17 protein-coding genes are annotated in these 19,110 nt (G+C 66.8%); 8 read left to right on the forward strand and 9 right to left on the reverse strand.

The genetic code is table 11. The annotated features are described in order from the left end of the window. Positions 1–74 precede the first annotated feature (74 nt). Both BW994_RS07435 and BW994_RS07440 read right to left on the reverse strand, forming a co-directional pair. Positions 75–1,001 (reverse strand): dihydrodipicolinate synthase family protein, encoded by a 927-nt coding sequence (locus BW994_RS07435; protein ID WP_029313203.1) that lies wholly within the window; start codon positions 999–1,001, stop codon positions 75–77. Between the two features lie 35 nt (positions 1,002–1,036). Continuing rightward, positions 1,037–1,897, reverse strand: a complete 861-nt coding sequence (locus tag BW994_RS07440; protein WP_051657554.1) for an oxygenase MpaB family protein — start codon at positions 1,895–1,897, stop codon at positions 1,037–1,039. Between the two features lie 217 nt (positions 1,898–2,114). Between BW994_RS07440 and BW994_RS07445 the strand changes: the two genes are divergently transcribed. The 4 genes from BW994_RS07445 to BW994_RS07460 are packed head-to-tail and all read left to right on the forward strand — an operon-like array spanning position 2,115 to position 5,505. Then, the gene (locus BW994_RS07445) at positions 2,115–3,353 is read left to right on the forward strand and encodes a toxic anion resistance protein (RefSeq protein WP_029313201.1); all 1,239 of its coding nucleotides are present in this window, start codon (positions 2,115–2,117) and stop codon (positions 3,351–3,353) included. Further along, complete coding sequence (locus BW994_RS07450) at positions 3,350–3,733, forward strand: hypothetical protein (RefSeq protein ID WP_029313200.1); 384 nt, start codon at positions 3,350–3,352, stop codon at positions 3,731–3,733. Before BW994_RS07445 ends, BW994_RS07450 begins: the two co-directional genes overlap by 4 nt. A 19-nt stretch (positions 3,734–3,752) precedes the next feature. After that, a complete protein-coding gene (locus BW994_RS07455; RefSeq protein ID WP_051657553.1) occupies positions 3,753–4,676 on the forward strand; it encodes a heavy metal-binding domain-containing protein in 924 nt (307 codons plus the stop codon). 1 nt (position 4,677) lies between these two features. Further along, positions 4,678–5,505 carry a heavy metal-binding domain-containing protein gene (locus BW994_RS07460; RefSeq protein ID WP_029313198.1) on the forward strand — a complete coding sequence of 276 codons (828 nt, stop codon included), beginning with the start codon at positions 4,678–4,680 and terminating at the stop codon, positions 5,503–5,505. Between the two features lie 50 nt (positions 5,506–5,555). Here BW994_RS07460 and ligA read toward each other — a convergent pair whose 3' ends face one another. From ligA to BW994_RS07475, 3 genes are read right to left on the reverse strand one after another with little or no spacing between them, the layout of a single operon-like run. Beyond that, the gene (ligA, locus tag BW994_RS07465; RefSeq protein ID WP_029313197.1) at positions 5,556–7,568 is read right to left on the reverse strand and encodes an NAD-dependent DNA ligase LigA; all 2,013 of its coding nucleotides are present in this window, start codon (positions 7,566–7,568) and stop codon (positions 5,556–5,558) included. Beyond that, entirely contained in the window at positions 7,565–9,244 is a 1,680-nt protein-coding gene (gene recN, locus BW994_RS07470) for a DNA repair protein RecN (protein ID WP_029313196.1), read from the reverse strand. Before recN ends, ligA begins: the two co-directional genes overlap by 4 nt. 18 nt (positions 9,245–9,262) lie before the next feature. Beyond that, positions 9,263–10,180, reverse strand: coding sequence for an outer membrane protein assembly factor BamD (locus BW994_RS07475; RefSeq protein ID WP_245801535.1), 918 nt, complete (start codon positions 10,178–10,180; stop codon positions 9,263–9,265). Positions 10,181–10,370: 190 nt separating this feature from the next. Between BW994_RS07475 and BW994_RS07480 the strand changes: the two genes are divergently transcribed. The 4 genes from BW994_RS07480 (at position 10,371) to BW994_RS07495 (ending at position 13,882) form a co-directional block, all read left to right on the forward strand. Continuing rightward, positions 10,371–11,279, forward strand: a complete 909-nt coding sequence (locus BW994_RS07480) for a metal ABC transporter solute-binding protein, Zn/Mn family (RefSeq protein ID WP_029313194.1) — start codon at positions 10,371–10,373, stop codon at positions 11,277–11,279. Positions 11,280–11,417: 138 nt separating this feature from the next. Next, positions 11,418–12,209 carry a metal ABC transporter ATP-binding protein gene (locus tag BW994_RS07485; RefSeq protein ID WP_029313193.1) on the forward strand — a complete coding sequence of 264 codons (792 nt, stop codon included), beginning with the start codon at positions 11,418–11,420 and terminating at the stop codon, positions 12,207–12,209. A gap of 6 nt (positions 12,210–12,215) precedes the next feature. Next, entirely contained in the window at positions 12,216–13,076 is an 861-nt protein-coding gene (locus BW994_RS07490) for a metal ABC transporter permease (protein ID WP_029313192.1), read from the forward strand. 2 nt (positions 13,077–13,078) lie between these two features. Then, positions 13,079–13,882 (forward strand): metal ABC transporter permease, encoded by an 804-nt coding sequence (locus tag BW994_RS07495; RefSeq protein WP_029313191.1) that lies wholly within the window; start codon positions 13,079–13,081, stop codon positions 13,880–13,882. A 117-nt stretch (positions 13,883–13,999) separates the two neighbouring features. Here BW994_RS07495 and rpsA read toward each other — a convergent pair whose 3' ends face one another. From rpsA to BW994_RS07515, 4 genes are all read right to left on the reverse strand, one after another. Continuing rightward, positions 14,000–15,727, reverse strand: coding sequence for a 30S ribosomal protein S1 (gene rpsA / locus BW994_RS07500; RefSeq protein WP_076454431.1), 1,728 nt, complete (start codon positions 15,725–15,727; stop codon positions 14,000–14,002). A gap of 256 nt (positions 15,728–15,983) precedes the next feature. Continuing rightward, entirely contained in the window at positions 15,984–18,050 is a 2,067-nt protein-coding gene (gene nagA, locus BW994_RS07505; protein ID WP_029313189.1) for an N-acetylglucosamine-6-phosphate deacetylase, read from the reverse strand. Between the two features lie 4 nt (positions 18,051–18,054). Next, on the reverse strand, positions 18,055–18,438 hold the full coding sequence (locus BW994_RS07510) for an HIT domain-containing protein (RefSeq protein ID WP_029313188.1): 384 nt from the start codon (positions 18,436–18,438) through the stop codon (positions 18,055–18,057). 77 nt (positions 18,439–18,515) lie between these two features. Beyond that, the gene (locus tag BW994_RS07515) at positions 18,516–19,100 is read right to left on the reverse strand and encodes a phosphoribosyl-ATP diphosphatase (RefSeq protein WP_051657552.1); all 585 of its coding nucleotides are present in this window, start codon (positions 19,098–19,100) and stop codon (positions 18,516–18,518) included. Between the last annotated feature and the right edge of the window lie 10 nt (positions 19,101–19,110).

Here is a 19,110-nt window from a genome sequence, read left to right on the forward strand (position 1 = left end):
GCGCCCATAGCCCAAATTAAAAAAGTTTTTTTGCTTCTTTTTGTTCACAAAAAGAAGTCTTCTCCCTGCGAACCTCATACCAGCGCCCGGCCATCCACCCGCGCCAACCGCCCCAGCAGATAATCGATCTCGCCCCGCGCCGCCGCACTCAACACCCCCGCCGGCGCCCGCTGCGCGTCATGCGCGATGGCGCCCCGCCTCTGCAACACGTATTTCCGCACCGCGAGCCCGATCCCCTGCTGCTGCTCGTAGCGGATCAACGGCAGATGCGCATCGAACAGATCATGCGCCGCCTCCCGCTCGCCCGCGCGCGCCCGCGCAACCAGTTCCACCAGCATGTCCGGAAACGCGTAGCCGGTCATCGCCCCATCGGCACCGCGCTCCATCTCGAAATCCAGGAACAACCCGCCGTTGCCGGTCAAAATCGAAAGTGGCCGCAGCGACCCCTCGCGCTGAAACCCCCGCAGCGCCGAGATTTTTTCCAACCCCGGCCAATCCTCATGCTTCAGCATCACGCAGGACGGATGCTCCATCACGATCGTGCGGATCACCGTCGGCGTCATCACCACGCTCAGCGTCAGCGGATAATCCTGGATCACGAACGGCACATCGGCCCCGATCGTCTCGACCGCCTGCCGATAATACGTAACGATCTGATCATCCGTGCGCAGCGTGGGCGGCGGCGCAATCATCACCCCCGCCGCCCCGCTCGCCATCACCCCATGCGTCAGCGCCCGCATCGCCGCAAACCCCGGCGCCGAAACCCCGACCACCACCGGCACCCCGGCCCGCCGGATCACCCGCTCGGAAATCGCCAGCGCCTCCGCCGGATCGAGCTTCGGCGCCTCACCCATGATCCCCAATATCGTCAACCCGGTAACGCCGCAGCCCAGGTAAAAATCGGTCAGCCGATCGACCGAGGCGTAATCCACCGCCCCATCCGGCAAAAACGGCGTCGCCGCAATCGCATAAACGCCAGCAGCCGTCGCATCCAATGTCATCGCGAAATCCCAGGCAGGTCCGAACGGAGGCTAATTCAGCGAAAGGCCCAGCGCAACGTCTGCGCCGCCCCGAACGTGCCCGCCCGCACCAGCGGCCGCGCCATCACCGGATTATCCAGCCCATGCAGCCGCCGCACCCAGCCGGGCAGCAGATCCACCGCCGCCTGCATCGTCAGCGCCTGAAACGAACCAGAGATGAACGACGTCGTCGGCTGATTTCGCAAAATCCCCATCACCTCGCGGGTCCGCTCATTGTAGCGCAACCCCGGCCGCATCGCCCGCACCAGATCGCGCGCCTCACCCCGCGTGCGCGGCACCGGATCGGCGCCGAGGGCTGACGCCACCACCGCCATCTCCGCGAAATACCGGTCCTGATCCGCACCAGACATGCCCGGCTCCGCATAGCGCACCCACGCATCCAGAAAACACATCGTCTCGGTCACGTGCACCCAGGCGAGCAACGCCGGATCATCCGCCGCATAGGCCGTGCCATCCGGCAAAACCCCGCGCACATGGCCATGAATTCGCCGCACCCGCGCAATCACCGCCTCTGCCTCGCCCCGATCGCCATAGGTGGTCAGCGCAATGAACCGCGCCGTCCGCCGCAACCGCCCCGCCATATCGGTGCGAAACTTCGAATGATCCCACACCCCGCCCAACACCGCCGGATGCAGCATCTGCATCATCAGCCCGGCCACCCCGCCCACCATCATCGAGGTGACATCGCCATTGACCCGCCATGCCACCGCGCGCGGCCCGAACAACCCATCCGCCCGCCGCACCACCGGCGCCTCGCCGCGCGCCCGATCGTTGAACACCGCCACCACCTTGCCGGTGATCGCGCGCTTCAGCGGCATGGCCAGCGCCGCGACACCCGCCGTGCCGCGCGTCGCCATCAGCGTTCACCAAACCGGCAGCACATCATGCAAAATATCATCACGAGCATGTGCGTCCCGCCCGCAGGAATGCAAGCGCGTCACCGCAGCGCCTCATCAGCCCCGAAACACCCGACACGAATGCGTGATCGGCATCATCTGGAACGTCATCCCATAGTGCTGTATTCACAGTGTCGCGGAATCGCATGGTCCGCGCACGAACCAGAAGGGCCGCCCAATGCCTGAACCAACGCAAGCCGCGCCGCTCGACCTTTCGGTGTTCGACAATCTTGATCCGGCGCCGGTCCAGGCCGTCGCGACGCGGCCCGCCGGCCCCGCCACGACCGATGAACGTTTGCAGCCGCAGCCCCGTCTGGAACGCCTGGTCGAAATCGCCAATCTGAACCCCGATGATCTGGCCGCCGCGCAGAATTCGGCGGCGAAAATCGATTTTCGCAACACCACCAGCCTGATGAACCACGGCGATGGTGTGCTGGCCGGCATCGCCGGTGCTTCCCGCCAACTGCTCAGCGGCGTGCGCCTCGGTGAAGCGGACGAGGTCGGCCGGATCGCCGCCGCCGTGATCGACGGTGTCAAAATCCTGCGCATCTCCGATTTGCAGGCGGAGGCCAACAACGGCCACCCCGCCGCGCGCAAGGGCATTTTCGGCAAACTGATGGGTGCCGCCGTCGATGCGCACACCGCCTTCAAGGGTTTCACCGAAAACCGCAAACAATTCCTCGACCTGATGGACGGCGAACAGGCCAAGGCGCGCAAGACCAAGGCGGATCTGGCGGTGACCATCGAATTGCTCGACCAGCAGGCGCTCGCGATCCGCCAGAGCCTGCACGCGCTGAAAATCGAGATCGCGGCCGGCCAGCTCGCGATCGATCGTGGTCAGGACGAGCTCGAGGCGCTGCGGCTGCACGCGGTCGAAACCGGCGATCCGGCGGATGCGGCGGATGTCATGGAATTCCGCGGCGCGATCGCCAATTTCCGCGGCAAGGTCGCGGACATGCGCGAGGCGCTGGTCGGCTCGGCATTACTCATCCCGATCATCGGGCAGAACAAGCAGGCGGCCGAGACGCGGATGATGAAAATCTCCAACGGCATGCTGGTGGTCATCCCGCGCCTGATGGCGGTGGCCTCGCAGGCGGTTGTGCAGGTCGAAATCCGCCACGCCGCCGATGAGGCGGCGAAACTCGACGAAGCGAACCGCCAGATCACGCTGCTCGCCTCCAAAGGCGCGCACGAGGCGGCAACCACCGCGGCGCGCAGCCTCGGCGGCGATCAGCGGAACATCGATGTTCTGGCCCAGGTCGCCGATGAATCGATCCGTACCATGAACGAGGTGATCGACATCGAACGCGAAATCGCCGCCGGCGATCGCGAGCGCGAGGCCAAGCTCGCCGATGTCCGCAACCGGCTGGTCAAGGGCATGCAGAGCGTCAACCAGCGCGCGGTCGAAAAACCGTGAGCGCCAGCCCCGATTTCGACACCCAGGCGGCATGGCTGCGGCGCTTCACCGCCGATGCCGAGAGCAATCTCAACGCCTTCGCCCTGCGGCTGCGCGAAGCGATGCCGGACCGCGTGACCCTATTGGAATCCAAGGGATTATTCGCCCGCAAGGCCACGCTGGTCGGCCTCGCGGTGCGGATGGATGAGCATGTCTACGCCCTGAAAATCGATCACGGCCGCCTGAAAGCGAGCATCGCGATGGAAGTCCGCGGCATCACGCTGAACACCCGCGAGGTCGATCCCGGCACCTGGTTCGCGCAACTGGCGCAGGAGACCGAAAAGGCCTCGGCCCACGCCCGCAGCCTCAGCCAGTCGATCAGCGCCTTCATGGCCTCGTAACAAGGAAAGCAGCCTGATCATGGGCCTGTTCGATCGCTTCAGAAAATCGCCGGAGGCCGCAGCCCAGGAAGCCGCGACCGCGCATCGCCAGGCCGATATCATGATGAATCTGCGGGCAGGGCGGGTGCCGACCAGCACGCTCGAACGCCTGCAAGGCGCCAGCCGCGGCACCGTGCCCTGGACCGCGACGATGTCGCCCGCCGAACTGCTGATCACCCGCTCGCACGGCATCCGCCCGATCGCCTCGGTATCGGCCACCTGCTGGCTGCACTACGGCTGGTCCTGGACGCTCGGCCACGCCGAGGGCTGGAACAAGGCGCTGGCCCGCCTGCGCGAGGAAGCCCGCATCGCCGGCGCCAACGCCGTGCTCGATGTCAAAATGCGCACAATCCCGATGGATATCGAAGCCAGCATGGATTTCACCCTGGTCGGCACCGCGGTGAAAATCGACGGTCTGCCCCCCAGCGCCGAGCCGGTGATCGCCACGGTCCCCGCGCTCGAATTCGTCAAGCTGCTCGAAGCCGACGTGGTGGCAACCGGCATCGCGATCGGCGCGCATTACGAATGGATGAGCGACTGGCGCGGTGCCACCAACCAGTTCTGGATGGGCAATACCGAATCCACCGCCCTGTCGAATTTATGGGAAGACGTGCGCCGCCGCGCCCACGCCGATCTGCGCCAGAGCGCGCGCGGCCAGGGCAACGGCGTGCTCGCCCATCTCAATTTCAGCGAGATGTTCGAGCAGGAAGGCGGCGAGAACCAGCCCAAGCAATATCTCGCGCGCCACATCGTCATCGCCACCACGGTCGATGCCCGGCGCGGCACGCCGATCCCGCACGAGATCAAAATGGTGGTCGACATGCACCAGGGTGCCACGCCGCTGACCGGCACGACACGCCATCACCAATCCTATGCCACCAACGATCAGGACGGAGCGATCTGACATGCCCGACGACACCAACGGCGCCATACCGGTTCACGCCAAGGAACGCCTGAAAGGGCTGCGCTCCTCGCTGCATTCATCGGGGGTGTTCACCTCCGATTTCAGCGTCAATGAATTCCTGCTGGTGCGCAAGGCGGGGTTCGAGCCGATCGGCCTGTGCGTCGGCACCTGCGTCTATCATGTCGGCGTGCAGTACGGCAGCTGGTCGAAGAACCAGGAAATGGATGTGCTCTCCAAGGCGATGTACCACGCCCGCGAGCTGGCGATGTCGCGGATGCGCGCGGAAGCCGGCGCGATGGGGGCGGATGGTATCGTCGGCGTCAAACTCACGATCAAGCGGCTGGAATGGGACGAGCATCTGCTCGAATTCATCGCCATCGGCACCGGCGTCGTCCACGGCGAGGGCCACAAGGGTTTCCGCGCGCATGACGGCGGGCCGTTCACCTCGGATCTGTCCGGGCAGGATTTCTGGTCGCTCCTGCACGCCGGCTACCGGCCGGTCGAGATGGTGATGGGCTCCTGCGTTTATCACGTCGCCCATCGCGGCGCGCTCGCGTCACTCGCCCGCGCGGGCCAGAACGTCGAGCTCGAAAACTTCACCTCCGCCATGTACGAGGCGCGCGAAATCGCGGTCGAGCGGATGCAGTTCGAAGCCGCGGCGGCCAAGGCCGAAGGCGTCGTCGGCGTCGATATCCATGAAGGCAGCCACGGCTGGCAGAGCCACGTCATCGAATTCTTCGCGATCGGCACCGCCGTGCTGCCGCTCGATCAGGAAATCGCGCCTGAAAAAATCGCCGACCCGATCATGGTGCTGTCGATCAACGATTGACGATCAACGATTGACGACCAACGATTGACGGGCATCCGCGCCGGCACGCGTCACAATCCCGCCAACTCCCGGAATGCGGCCTCGGTCAAAATGGTCACGCCGAGCGCCGCCGCCTTGGTGGCCTTCGAGCCGGCATCCTCACCGACCACGACATAATCGGTCTTCTTGGAAACCGATTCTGTCACCTTGGCCCCCAAAGCCTCGGCGCGCGCCTTCGCCTCGGGCCGTGCCAACTGCTGCAACGTGCCGGTGAACACGATGGTCTTGCCCGCCAGCGCGCCGGACGCAGCGGTGGCCGCCTCATCGAGAATGGTCAGCGGCGCCACCAGATCATCGAGCAGCGCGCGGTTGTGCGGCTCGGCAAAAAAACCCGCGAGCTCCTCGGCGATCGACGGACCGATGCCCGAGATCGAGCCGAGTTCGAGCCGCGCATCCGAGCCGATCTCCCCCGCCGCCTGCATCTGCGCGCGCCAGTTGGCGTAGCTGGTATAGTGGCGCGCCAGCAGCCTGGCGTTGGCCTCACCGATCCGGCGAATACCGAGCGCGAAAATGAAGCGGGCGAGGGGAACGGTCCGCCGCGCCTCGATCGCGGCGGCGAGTTTCGCGGCCGAGGTTTCGCCCCAGCCTTCGAGTGCGGCAATCGCCTCCGCGCGCGCGGGCAGGCGGAAAATATCCGGCGCACCGGCAAGCCAGCCGCGCGCATGGAACTCCCGCACGGTCTTTTCGCCCATCCCCTCGATGTCGAATGCGCCGCGCGCACAGAAATGGATCAGCCGCTCCACCACCTGCGCCGCGCAGGTCAGCCCGCCGGTGCAGCGGCGGATCACCTCGCCGGCCGGCCTAATCGCCAGCGCGTGGCACACCGGACAATGATCGGGAAACGCATAGGGCACCGCATCGTCCGGCCGATGTTCGGGCAGCACGCGAATTACCTGCGGGATCACATCCCCCGCGCGCTGCAACTCAACCGTGTCACCCAGCCGGAAATCCTTGCGGATGATCTCGTCCTCGTTGTGCAGCGTCGCGTGCTGCACCAGCACGCCGCCGACATTGACCGGATCGAGCGTGGCGCGCGGCGTCAGCGCCCCGGTGCGCCCGACCTGGATGGTAATGGCCCGCAGCACGCTGATCGCGCGCTCGGCCGGAAATTTCCACGCCACCGCCCAGCGCGGCGCGCGGCCGACGAAACCAAGCCGATCCTGCAACGCCAGATCATCGATTTTATAGACCACGCCGTCGATATCGTAATCGAGCCCGGCCCGCCGCTCACCGATCGATTGCTGAAATCCAGCCGCCTCGGCCTCGCTGACCGGCCGCGCCAGCGGATTGACCGCAAACCCCCAGCGCCGGAGGGTTGCGAGATATTCGGCATGGGTCGCGGCCACCGGCGCGCTGGCCGCACCGCGCGCATAGGCGAACAGCGAGAGTTTGCGCGAGGCGGTGATCGCGACATCCAACTGCCGCAGGCTGCCGGCGGCGGCGTTGCGCGGGTTGGCGAATTGCCGTGCCTGGCCCTGGTTGAGCGCCAGAAAATCGGCCTTGGTCATATAGACCTCGCCGCGGATCTCGATCATCTCCGGCGCGTCATCCGGCAGAACGAGCGGCAGATCGGCCAGCGTGCGCAGATTGTCAGTGACGTCCTCACCCTCGCTGCCATCGCCGCGCGTCGCCCCGCGCACGAACCGGCGGTTCTCATAGGTCAGCGAGATCGAAAGCCCATCGATCTTCGGCTCCGCCACGAAACCGAGCGGCGCCGGCCCAAGGTTGAGAAAGCGCCGTATTTTCGCACAGAATGCCGCAAATTCAACATCATCGAACACGTTGTCCAGCGACAGCATCGGCTGGCGATGGCGAATTTTGGCAAACGCGCCGGATGCCGGCGCACCGACCTGATCGAGTGACGCGGCCAGCGCCGGGTCGGCGGCCCGCAGCGCATCGGCCTCGCGTTTCAGCGCGTCATAGGTCGCATCATCCATGATCGGCTGATCGTCCCGATGATAGGCGAGATCGGCCTCGGCAAGCCGCGCGATCAGCGCGGCCAGGGTGTCGCGCGCGCCGCTCATGCGCCCGCCAACAGGCTGGCGGCGGCCTCGCGCGCCGCATCCGTGATGGTCTCACCCGCCAGCATCCGGGCGATCTCCTCGCGCCGCGCCTCGGCCGGCAATCGTGTCACCAGCGTCTGCGCGCGGCTCCGGCCGCTGGCCTTGGCAACCTGGAAATGCGCGCCGGCGCGCGCGGCAACCTGGGGCGAATGCGTCACCACGAGCACCTGCGTCGCCTGCGCGATGCGCGCCAGCCGCTCGCCCACCGCGGCCGCCGTGGCACCGCCGATGCCGCTGTCCACCTCATCGAAAATCAGCGTGCCGACCGGCGATTCCCCCGCCAGCACCACGTTCAGCGCCAGCAACAGGCGCGACAATTCACCGCCCGAAGCCACCCGGTCGAGCGCGCCCGGCGCATCGCCCGGATTGGTCGCGATCAAAAACCGCACGGCATCCGCGCCGCGCGGCCCCCATTGCGCCTCCGGCAGGGCGCTGCGCTCCACCACGAATCGGGCGCGATCGAGCTTGAGCGGCGGCAATTCCCGCCCGACCGCGCGTGACAGGCGGGCCGCCGCCTGATCGCGCGCGCCGGTGAGTGCCGCGGCGGCGGTGATGTATTCGCCCCGCGCCGCGTGTGCCGCGGCCTCGCATTGCTGCAACGAGGCGGTGCCGGCATCGAGCGTCGCAAGCCGTGCCGCGAAATGATCGAGCAGACCGGGCAGTTCCGGCGCGGTGACGCCATGCTTGCGGGCCATCGCACGCAGCGCGAACAGCCGTTCCTCGATCGCTTCCAGCCCGCGCGGATCGGCCTCCGCCTCGCTGGCGGCGCGCGAGAGCAGGGTTTCGGCCTCCGACAACGCCTCCTCGGCGCGTTCGATCGCGGCCAATGCCTGGCCGATCACCGGCCCCTGTTCCGCCTCGGCGATGCGGGCGAGCGCGCGCGCCGCACTCCGCAGCGTGGCGGCCGGCCCGGCGGAGCGGCGCTCGCGCGGGGCGAGCTCACCCAGCGCATTGCCGATTGCCTCGGCACGCCGCTCAGCCCCCTGCAAATGCTGGCGCGATGCCGCCAAATCATCCTCCTCGCCGTTGCGCGGCGCCAGTGTGGCCAGTTCATCGACCGCGTGGCGCAAAAAATCCTCGTCGCGCTGCGCCTCGGCCAGGGCGGCGGCGGCATCGTGCCGCGCCGCCTCGGCGGCCTGCCACGAGGCATGGAACGAAGCGACGGTGTCGCGCAGCGCCCGATCGACGCCATAGTCATCGAGCATGTTGCGCTGGGTGGCGGCGTCGCTCAGCCCGATCTGGGCGTGCTGGCCCTGGATTTCGATCAGCAGATCGGCAACCCGCCGCAGCAGCGCCGCGCCGACCGGCTGATCATTGATCAGCGCGCGCGACTTCCCATCGCGCGCCACGATTCGCCGCAGCAGGATGTCCTCACCACCGGCAATCCCATGATGATCGAGCAGCGCATAGGCCGGATGGGTCGCGCCGACCACAAAGGACGCGGTCACCACCGCCTGCGCGGCCTCGGCGCGGATCAGCCCGGCATCGGCCCGCGCGCCCAGCGCCAGCCCCAGCGCGTCGAGCAAAATCGACTTGCCCGCCCCGGTTTCACCGGTGAATACCGAAAGCCCCGTATCGAAACTCAGATCAAGCCGATCGATCAGCACCACGTCGCGGATCGACAGCGCGGTGAGCATGGCGTGGCTGCGCCCGGGTCAGAGCAGCCCGAACAGGAACCCGCCGGACCGTTTCGGCTTGGCCACCCCGTTCAGCAGATCATGCGCGCCGAGCTTGTTATAGGCATCCTGATACCAGCGCGACCCCGGATAATTATAGCCGAGCACGGCGGCGGTGCGCAGCGCCTCCTTGGTCAGCCCCAGATCGAGATAGCACTCGGTCAGCCGCTCCAGCGCCTCGGGCACGAAGGTGGTGGTCTGATATTGCTGGACCACTTCCTGATATTTGGTCACCGCGGCGGCATAGAGATTCTGCCGCTCATAGAACCGGCCGATCGACATTTCATGCCCCGCCAGGCGGTTCTGGGCCAGGCGCAGCTTCACCCGCGCATCGCGCGCATAGGCGCTGTTGGGAAACCGCGTCACCACATCCTGCAACGCCTGCACCGCTTCGAGCGTGAAGGTCTGGTCGTGCTGCACGCCCTCGATCTGCTCGTAATAGCACAGCGCGCGCAGGTAATAGGCATAGGCCGCATCGGGGCTGGCCGGGTGGAGCTGAATGAAGCGGTTGAGCGCGCCCACCGCGCTGTCGAAATTCTGCCGGCGGAACTCGGCGTAGCCGTGCAGCAACTCGGCATGGGTGGCCCAGGTCGAATAGGGGTAATTGACCTCGACCTCGTTGAACGCATCGGAGGCTTTTTTATTCTCGCCCTTCTGCAGATACGCGATGCCGTTGGCATAGAGCGTGCCGGCCGGCGGCAGCGCCACCGATTTCTCTGGCTTGCCCGCATCGCCGGTATGGGCATGGCCGCCCCCGAAAATCCCGCAACCGCCGAGCGTGAGCGGGGCGAGCAGCCACAACAACGCCAGCCGCGGCCGGTGTTTGCGGGCCGGCGAGGGCACCGGAATCGCGGGGTGCGGGGCGGGCGGAACGGTCTTGGGGTGCGCGTGCGTCATCGGGCCGGGCTTATAGCATGTGATTCGCCTGCGCGAAGCCTCCGGCGCGAGACTTGTGCCGATCGGCCCGATGATGCCGCAAACCAGGCACCTCATTTCCGCATCAAACCCCGAAAAACCACACCAATCATAACCACCCATTTGATCCGAACCCCCAATCTGGCTACGACACTGGCGGGGAGGAGCGTCTATGCCGCCGAACACAACCACCAGCCGCCGCGCCGCCATCGGCCTCGCGCTGACGCTCGCAGGACTAAGCCAGGCCCGCGCCGCCGCGCCGATCCGCGCGCTCGGCCTCGAAAACCAATATGCGGATGTCATCCGCCAGATCGGCGGCCGTTATGTCACGGTCGGCGCGGTCGAATCCAACCCCAATGTCGACCCGCACGAATTCGAAGTCAGCCCGAAGGTCGCGCGCCAGATCGCCCGCGCCGCGCTGGTGGTCGAAAACGGCCTCGGCTACGACAATTGGGCCGACAAAATCATCGCCGCCGTGCCCAACCCCCAGCGCCGCGTGATCGACGTGCAGCATCTGCTCGGCCTGCCGGACAGCACGCCCAACCCGCATCTGTGGTACGCACCCGCGACCATGCCGAAAGTCGCCCAGGCGATCGCCGCCGCGCTCACCGGCATCGATCCCGCGCACGCCGCCACTTTCCACGCCAACGCCCAACGCTTCATCGCAGCACTCGCCCCCTGGAACGCCGCGATCGCAGCCTTCAAGGCACGCTACCCCGCAACACCGGTCGCGGTGACCGAACCGGTGGCCGACGCCCTGCTGCAAGCGCTGGGCATGCGAATCGAAACCCCGTTCACCCTGCAGGCCGCGATCATGAACGGCACCGATCCATCACCGCAGGACGTCGCGACCCAGAACGCCCTGTTCACCGGGCACAAGGTGAAACTGTTCGTCTACAACCAGCAGGTCACCGATCCGCTGACCACCGCGTTTCTCGATCTCGCCCGCCGGAACCACATCCCCGTCGTCGGGGTCTATGAGACGATGCCGACGCCGGGCTATACCTACCAGTCATGGATGCTGGCGGAAGTTCAGGCGATGCAGCGGGCGGTTTCGGGGCGCGCAATGGTTACGAAGTAGGGAAGGGTTCTTTTTTGAAAAAAAGAACCAAAAAACTTTCATTCGCCAAGTCCGGAGGCACGAAAACGCCAAAGCCCCAGGCCCAGACTACCAAAAGTTTTTTGCTACTTTTTTTCAAAAAAGTAGTCTTTCCTTAACATGCTCACCCTATCCTCCATCTCCGTCGCCTTCGCCGGCCGCACCATCCTCCACAACGTCGATTTCACCCTGGCGCAGGGCTCCTTCTGCGGCCTGATCGGCTCGAACGGGTCGGGCAAGACCACGCTGCTGCGCACGATCCTCGGCCTCGTGAAGCCGGATCGCGGCACGGTGGACACCGGCGGTCACGAAATCGGCTACGTGCCGCAAAAAATCCAGCTCGACCCGTTCATGCCGCTCCGCGCGCGCGATGTGGTGGCTCTGGGGCTCGATGGCAATCGCTTCGGCCTGCCGCTGCCCTCCGCCGCGCGCCGCCGCACGGTCGATGCGATGCTGACCGCGGTCGATGCCACCGGCTTCGCCGACCGACGCGTAGGCGATCTGTCGGGCGGCCAGCAGCAGCGCATCATGATCGCGCACGCGCTGGTCCGCCGCCCGAAACTCCTCCTGCTCGACGAACCGCTCGCCAATCTCGACCTCCGCAGCGTGGCCGAGGTGGTATCCCTGCTGCACACCCTGTCGTTCGAACAGCGGATCACCGTGCTGCTCTCGGCGCATGACATGAACCCGCTGCTGCCGGTGATGGACCGCATCGTCTACCTCGCCAACGGCAGTTCGGTCAGCGGCACGGTGGGGGAGGTGGTGCGCGGCGCCGTGCTCAGCCGGCTGTATGGCTATCATATCGATGTGATCCGCGTGCACGGCCGCGTCCTGGTGGTCGCCGCCGGCGGCGAGGACGGGCTGGACGCCGATATTGCCTGCGAGCCCGTGCATGTCACCCAGATCCGCTGACACGGCATGATCGGTGCCGCCTTCTTCAGCAACGGCCCGGTGCAGGTCGCCCTGATCATCGGCGGCGGTGCGGCGCTGGTCTCGGCCGTGGTCGGCGTGTTCACCGTGCTGCGCGGCCAGTCCTTCGCCGGCCACGCCCTGGCCGATATCAGCAGCGCCGGCGGCTCGGCCGCCCTGCTGTTCGGCATCCGCCCGCTGGCAGGCTTTCTCGCGATGGCGGCACTCGGCGCCGGCGGCATGGAAGCGATCGGCGCGCGCCAGATCCGCGAGCGCGATCTGGTCACCGGCATCGTGCTCGGCGCGGGGCTCGGCGTCACCGCCCTGCTGCTCTATCTCGACATGACCACCACCAGCGCATCCGGTGCCGCCAATACCGTCATGTTCGGCTCGATGTTCGCCATCGCGCCTTCCACCATCCCGCTCGCACTCGGCGTCGGCGCGCTCGCCCTGGCAATGACCGCGGCACTCTACCGCCCGCTGCTGCTGATCGCGATCGACCCCGATCTCGCCGCCATCCGCGGCATCGACCCGCGCCTGATCGGCCTCGCTCATCTGCTGGTGCTGGCGATCGCGGTGGCCCTCTCGGCGATGACGATCGGCGCCATCCTCTCGACCGCGCTGCTGATCGGCCCGGCGGCGGCGGCGCTGCGCCTCGCAACAAGGCCCGGCACGGCAATCCTGATCGCCGCGGCGATCGGCCTTTGTGCCACCTGGGGCGGCATCGCGCTCGCCTACGACAGTTTCTACTGGACCCCCGGCCACGGCTGGCCGGTCAGTGTCTTCGTGGTGATGATCGTGCTGGCCGCCTACCTCGCCGCCGGCCCGCTCGGCACCGCGCTTGCGCGACGACGGATGGCGGGGTCCTGAGCATGTTTTCCGGCTTCATGATCAACACCTGGATCGCCGCCTCCATCGTCGCGGCAACCGCGGGCCTGGTCGGATTTTTCGTGGTGGTGCGGGGGGCCTCGTTCGCCGCCCACGCGCTGCCGCTGAGCATTTTTCCCGGTGCCGCCGCCGCCGCCTGGCTCGGTATCAACGAAATCGGCGGTCTGGTCGCCTTCGCGGCTCTCGGCGTCATCGGCATCGATGCGCTGAGCCGCCGCGGCCGGCCGGAGGTGGCAACCGCGCTCACCCTGGTGATGCTGCTCGGGCTCGGCACGCTGTTCCTCAGCCGTACCACCACCTACGCGCAGGAGGTCTATGGCCTGCTGTTCGGCCAGGTGCTCGGCATCGGTGCGGCGGATATCACCCCGATCGCGCTGGTCAGCGCGGCGGCGGCCGGCGCGGTTCTGCTGCTGTTCCGCCCGCTGCTGCTCAGCGCGGTCTCGCGTGATCTCGCCCAGGCGCGCGGTGCCGCCCCCGCGCGCACCGACCTCGCCTTCCTGGTCATCCTCGCCATGGCCTCGGCGGTGGCGCTGCCGGTGGTCGGCGCGCTGCTGGTGTTCAGCCTGATGGTCGGCCCGGCGGCCGCCGCGCGCAACCTGACCGATCGCGCCGGCCTCGCCATCGCCCTCTCGGTCGCGATATCGCTGCTGACGGTCTGGGCGGCGATCGCGCTGTCCTACCTCACCAACTGGCCCGTCGGATTTTTCGTGGGCTTCTTCGGCGCGCTGGCCTACGGCCTCGGCCGCGGCGCCCTGCACCTGCGCCGCGCGCGACGGGCAATGGCGTAACGATCAGCCCCTCCATCCGAAACGCGATCCAGCCCCGCTCCTGAGCCAAATCCGAGCGCCCCAACGAAAAACGCCGCCCCGAAGGACGGCGTTTCCCCAACCAAACCTGATCGAGACTCAGGTCTCGCTCTGCGCCTGCTGGTTGCGGCGACGGATCGCGGCACCCAGAATATCGCCCAGCGAGGCACCCGAATCCGACGAGCCGAAATCGGCCATCGCCTGCTTGTCCTCGTCGATCTCCTTGCCCTTCACCGTCAGCTGCAACTTGCGTGCTGCGCGGTCCACGGCGGTGATCTTCGCATCGATCTTTTCGCCGACGGCGAATTTATCGGGGCGCTGATCACCCTTGTCACGGGCCAGTTCGGCGCGGCGGATGAAGCCGGTCAGCACGTCATCGACCTTCACTTCAAGCCCGTTGGTCTGCACCGCGGTGATCACGCAGGTCACGATCATGCCTTTGTGCACGCGGTCGAGCACGCCGGCGGCGGGATCTTCCTCAAGCTGCTTCACCCCAAGGCTGATGCGCTCTTTCTCGACATCGACATCGAGCACCTTCGCCTTGACGATATCGCCCTTGTTGAACTTGGCCATCGCCAGCTCGCCCGGCTCGTCCCACGACAAATCGGACATATGGACCATACCGTCGATTTCCGGCGCCAGACCCACGAACAGGCCAAACTCGGTCATGTTGCGGATCTCGCCTTCGACCAGCGAGCCCACGGGATGATCGTCCATGAACTGTTCCCACGGATTGCGCGAAACCTGCTTGAGGCCCAGCGAAATCCTGCGCTTGCCGGCATCGACATCCAGCACCATGACCTCGACTTCCTGGCTCGTCGCCACGATCTTGCCGGGGTGCGCGTTCTTCTTGGTCCAGGACATTTCCGAAACATGCACCAGGCCTTCGACTCCCGGTTCCAGCTCCACGAACGCACCGTAGTCGGTAATGTTCGTAACGCGGCCGGTAACCTTGATGCCAGGCGGATATTTGACGTCCACACCTTCCCAAGGATCGGTCTCGAGCTGCTTCATGCCCAGGCTGATGCGCTGCGTGTCCGAATTGAACCGGATCACCTGCACCCGCACCGGCTGACCGATGGTCAGCGCCTCGGCCGGATGATTGATCCGGCGCCACGCGATATCGGTCACGTGCAGCAGACCATCGACGCCGCCGAGATCAACGAACGCACCGTAATCGGTGATGTTCTTGACCACGCCATCAAGGATCTGGCCTTCCTTCAGGCCCTGGATCAGCTCCGAACGCTGTTCGGCGCGGGTCTCTTCGAGCACCGCACGGCGCGAAACCACGATATTGCCGCGCGCCCGATCCATCTTCAGAATCTGGAACGGCTGGGACATGCCCATCAGCGGCGTGACATCGCGCACCGGCCGGATATCGACCTGGCTGCCCGGCAAAAACGCGGTCGCCCCACCGAGACCGACGGTGAACCCACCCTTGACGCGGCCATGGATGATGCCGTTGACGCGGGTCTGTGCCTCATGCGCGCGCTCGAGCGCGGTCCACGCCTCTTCGCGGCGGGCCTTCTCGCGCGACAGCACGATCGAGCCGTCCTTGTCCTCGTAGCGCTCGATGAACAGGTCGAACACATCGCCCGGCTTGACTTCCTGGGCGCCGAATTCCTTGAGCGGAACCCGGCCTTCGCTCTTCAGTCCGACATCGACCACAACGAATTCGTCGTCGATGCGCGAAACGCGGCCTGAGACGACCGAGCCTTCAAACCCGGTATTGCTGCCCAATGTGCTGTCGAGCAGGGCTGCGAAATCGTCAGTGCCGGTGTATTGGTCTGCGCCATGCTGGCGCGCAACAGTTGCGATTGAACCCATGAAGTCGCTTGAATCCTTGAAACAAGACCGCGTGCGCGGCCAGTTTGGTATGCGGGCGATCGAGCCTCGACTGCCCGACGATGCCGGGCGGATTGAAAAAACATCCCCGAACAGGAATGAGCCGCGAACACAATACCCGCAGCCGCCCTAGCAATTACGCATTTTCGCCCCCCTGCGCAAGCGCCACACAGCCGAACTTCGCAAAAAACCCTGATAATCCGGGCATTCAACGCCCATATACACCACAGCCCCAGCCTCAGTCGGCCCGGCCATCCGCCGCCAGCGCCGCGCGCAACCGAAAGCCGCACCGCGCGAGATGCGCCCGCGCCGCATCCGCCCCCAGCCCGAACCGCAACGCGATGATCGCGATGCTCACCTCATGGCCGCAATCCGCCAGCGCCCGCTCCGCCGCCGCACGCTCGCACGGCGCAATCGCCGCGACGATGCGCGCCGCCCGCAACCGCAGCTTCGCGTTGCTCGGCTTCAGATCGACCATATAGGGCCCGAACACCTTGCCCAGCCGGATCATCACCGTGCTCGACAGGCAATTCAGCGCAATCTTCTGCGTCGTCCCCGCCGACAACCGGGTCGATCCCGCGATCACCTCCGCCCCGGTCGCGATCACCACCGCAATCCCCGCCGCCGCCGCGATCGGCCCGGCGCTGTTGGTGATGCTGCCGGTCAGCGCCCCGGCCCGCCCGGCCGCCTCGATCGCCGCCAGCGTGAACGGCGTCGCCCCCGAAGCCGCGATGCCGACCAGCGCATCCCCCGGCCCGATCGCATGATCCGCCAGCAGCCCCGCCACGGCCGCCGCATCATCCTCGGCCCCCTCGACCGCGCCGCTCACCGCCGCCGCGCCACCCGCGATCAACGGAATGATCACCCCCGGCGGCAGCGAAAACGTCGGCCCGCATTCCACCGCATCCAGCACCGCCAGCCGGCCCGAGGTGCCGGCCCCGGCGTAGAACAGCCGCCCGCCCGCCGCCAGACGTGCCGCAACCGCATCGGCAAGCCGGGCGAGGGCAGGGGCGGCACGCCGCAACGCCGCCTGCGCCACCACCTCCTGCGCCAGCAGCGTCGCGATGATCGCCTCGCTCGTCCGCATATCCAGATCATCGAGGTCGGTCCGCACCGCCTCGGTCAGCGGCAGCGTCGCCGCGCGCCGCCCCGATGGCACGACGGGCTTGATCGCAACCCCCGCGATCCAGCAATTGCGCACCTGAAACGCATCGTCGAACCACACCAAATCCGCCCGCAGCCCCGCCGCCAGCCGCCCCCGGTCGGTCAGGCCCAGCGCGCGGGCCGGCGCCGCGGTCGCGGCTTCCAGCGCCGCCGCCGGCGCAATCCCCGCCGCAATCAACCGCCGCACCCCTTCATCGAGCGCGATCACCGCCCCGGTCAGCGTGCCATCCGGCCGCCGCGCCGCGCCATCGCGCACCATCGCTGACCCGCCACCGAAATCCGCCGCATACCCCTCCGGCATCCCGGCCAGGCTCACCGCATCCGTCACCGCCACCGCCCGCCGCCCCGCCGCGGCAAACCCCAGCCGCAGACTCAGCCCATCGGCATGCACCGCATCCGCAATGAAACACGGCGCGATCCGCGCGTCCGCCAGCGCCACCCCGACCACCCCGGGATCACGATGATGAAACGGCCGCATCGCGGTGAACACATGCGTCGCCAGCCGCGCCCCCGCATCGATCGCGCGGGTCGCACACGCCGCATCCGCATCGGTATGACCGAGCGACACGACAATGCCCGCCGCCACCAGCCGCCCGATCGCCGCCATCGCCCCGGGCAGTTCCGGCGCCAGCGTCACCATCCGCAGCACCCGGCGCATCGCGTCATCACCCAGCAACGCATCGAGCGCCGCCGCATCCGGCACCCTCAACCAATCCGCCCGATGCGCCCCGCGCCGCCCCGGCGCCAGAAACGGCCCCTCCAGATGCAACCCCAGCATCGCGGCACCCGGCCCGGCGGCCGCCTGCGCCTGCATCGCCGCATCGATCCGCCCCGCCGCCGCCTGCAAGTCACCGATCGGCGCGGTAATCACCGTCGGCAGAAAACTGCTCACCCCGCACTCTGCCAGATGCCGGCACAGAGTTTCAAAATCCACCGTCCCAGCCGTCGCGCAATCGATGCCGAACGCGCCGTTATTGTGCAGATCGATCAGCCCCGGCGCCAACACCCCATCCGCCAGCACCACATCGGCATCATCCGGCGCATCATCGAGCACGCGCACGATCCGCCCATCCTCGATCACCAAGCTGGCCGGACCGATGATCTCACCATCGATCAGCAGACGCCGTGCTGCGATGATCATCGGCTCAACTCACCAGCATCGGCCCCAGCGGGCGGCCCGCGAAAATATGAACATGCAGATGCGGCACTTCCTGATGGCTGTCCGGCCCCATATTCGCCAGCAGCCGATAGCCGCTCTCCTCGAACCCCAGCAGCCGCGCCACATGCCCCACCGCGCGCACGAACCCGGTGATCTCCGCATCCGAAGCGCTCGCCGCGAAATCGGCGAACGCGACATACCGCCCCTTCGGAATCACCAGCACATGATGCGGCGCCTGCGGGTTGATGTCGTGAAACGCCAACGCAAATTCATCCTCGAACACTGTGCGGCACGGGATCTCCCCGCGCAAAATCTTCGCGAACACGTTCTGATCATCATACGGCGGCGTGCCGCTCACGCCCGGCTTCATGGTCCCTGGTTTCTCGTTCCCCGGCGTCTCGTTCCCCGGCGTCTCGTTCCCCGGCGTCTCGTTCCCCGGCGTCTCGTTCATGGTATTTTCCTCGTCTCCGCAATCGACAGCATCACCGGCCGCGCCGATTTCTCGGCAATCCCGGAAATCCCCTCGCGCCGCTTCAACTCGCTCCACACATCCTCCGGCCGCAGCCCGACGGCGACCCACATCACCAGCAAATGATAGAGCACATCGGCACTTTCCGCGATCAGCGCCTCATGGTTGCCCGCCACCGCCTCGATCAGACATTCGACCGATTCCTCGCCGAATTTCTGCGCCACCTTGTTCACCCCGCGCGAGAGCAACCGCGCCGAATGGCTGATCAGCGGATCGGCATTCTTCCGCGCGATAATGGTCGACCACAGCCGGTCCATCACCCGCGCATCCGGCGCATCCGGGTCGAGCGGCGGCACCGGCGCAAACCGTGGCGCCGCCTTCACCTTACCGCCCGCCTTGGCCTTCAGCGACTTCGCGTTCGACGCCTTCGCCTTGGCGGATTTCGCTTTCACGGCCTTGGCCTTTGCGATTTTCACCGTCTCGGCCTTGGTCTTGCCGGTCTTCATCTTCGCCGGCGCCGCCTCGGGCGGGATCGTCGCAGTCTTGGTCGGTTTCTTGGGCATGCAATCCTCT

This window comes from Acidiphilium rubrum (assembly GCF_900156265.1).
Classification (GTDB): domain Bacteria; phylum Pseudomonadota; class Alphaproteobacteria; order Acetobacterales; family Acetobacteraceae; genus Acidiphilium; species Acidiphilium rubrum.

What these genes read in the sequence shown, in the direction of transcription:
- BW994_RS07435 (WP_029313203.1), bottom strand. Translation starts at nt 1,001, where the DNA reads ATGACATTGGATGCGACGGCTGCTGGCGTTTATGCGATTGCGGCGACG.
- BW994_RS07440 (WP_051657554.1), bottom strand. Translation starts at nt 1,897, where the DNA reads ATGGCGACGCGCGGCACGGCGGGTGTCGCGGCGCTGGCCATGCCGCTG.
- BW994_RS07445 (WP_029313201.1), top strand. Translation starts at nt 2,115, where the DNA reads ATGCCTGAACCAACGCAAGCCGCGCCGCTCGACCTTTCGGTGTTCGAC.
- BW994_RS07455 (WP_051657553.1), top strand. Translation starts at nt 3,753, where the DNA reads ATGGGCCTGTTCGATCGCTTCAGAAAATCGCCGGAGGCCGCAGCCCAG.
- BW994_RS07460 (WP_029313198.1), top strand. Translation starts at nt 4,678, where the DNA reads ATGCCCGACGACACCAACGGCGCCATACCGGTTCACGCCAAGGAACGC.
- ligA (WP_029313197.1), bottom strand. Translation starts at nt 7,568, where the DNA reads ATGAGCGGCGCGCGCGACACCCTGGCCGCGCTGATCGCGCGGCTTGCC.
- recN (WP_029313196.1), bottom strand. Translation starts at nt 9,244, where the DNA reads ATGCTCACCGCGCTGTCGATCCGCGACGTGGTGCTGATCGATCGGCTT.
- BW994_RS07475 (WP_245801535.1), bottom strand. Translation starts at nt 10,180, where the DNA reads ATGACGCACGCGCACCCCAAGACCGTTCCGCCCGCCCCGCACCCCGCG.
- BW994_RS07480 (WP_029313194.1), top strand. Translation starts at nt 10,371, where the DNA reads ATGCCGCCGAACACAACCACCAGCCGCCGCGCCGCCATCGGCCTCGCG.
- BW994_RS07485 (WP_029313193.1), top strand. Translation starts at nt 11,418, where the DNA reads ATGCTCACCCTATCCTCCATCTCCGTCGCCTTCGCCGGCCGCACCATC.
- BW994_RS07490 (WP_029313192.1), top strand. Translation starts at nt 12,216, where the DNA reads ATGATCGGTGCCGCCTTCTTCAGCAACGGCCCGGTGCAGGTCGCCCTG.
- BW994_RS07495 (WP_029313191.1), top strand. Translation starts at nt 13,079, where the DNA reads ATGTTTTCCGGCTTCATGATCAACACCTGGATCGCCGCCTCCATCGTC.
- rpsA (WP_076454431.1), bottom strand. Translation starts at nt 15,727, where the DNA reads ATGGGTTCAATCGCAACTGTTGCGCGCCAGCATGGCGCAGACCAATAC.
- nagA (WP_029313189.1), bottom strand. Translation starts at nt 18,050, where the DNA reads ATGATCATCGCAGCACGGCGTCTGCTGATCGATGGTGAGATCATCGGT.
- BW994_RS07510 (WP_029313188.1), bottom strand. Translation starts at nt 18,438, where the DNA reads ATGAAGCCGGGCGTGAGCGGCACGCCGCCGTATGATGATCAGAACGTG.
- BW994_RS07515 (WP_051657552.1), bottom strand. Translation starts at nt 19,100, where the DNA reads ATGCCCAAGAAACCGACCAAGACTGCGACGATCCCGCCCGAGGCGGCG.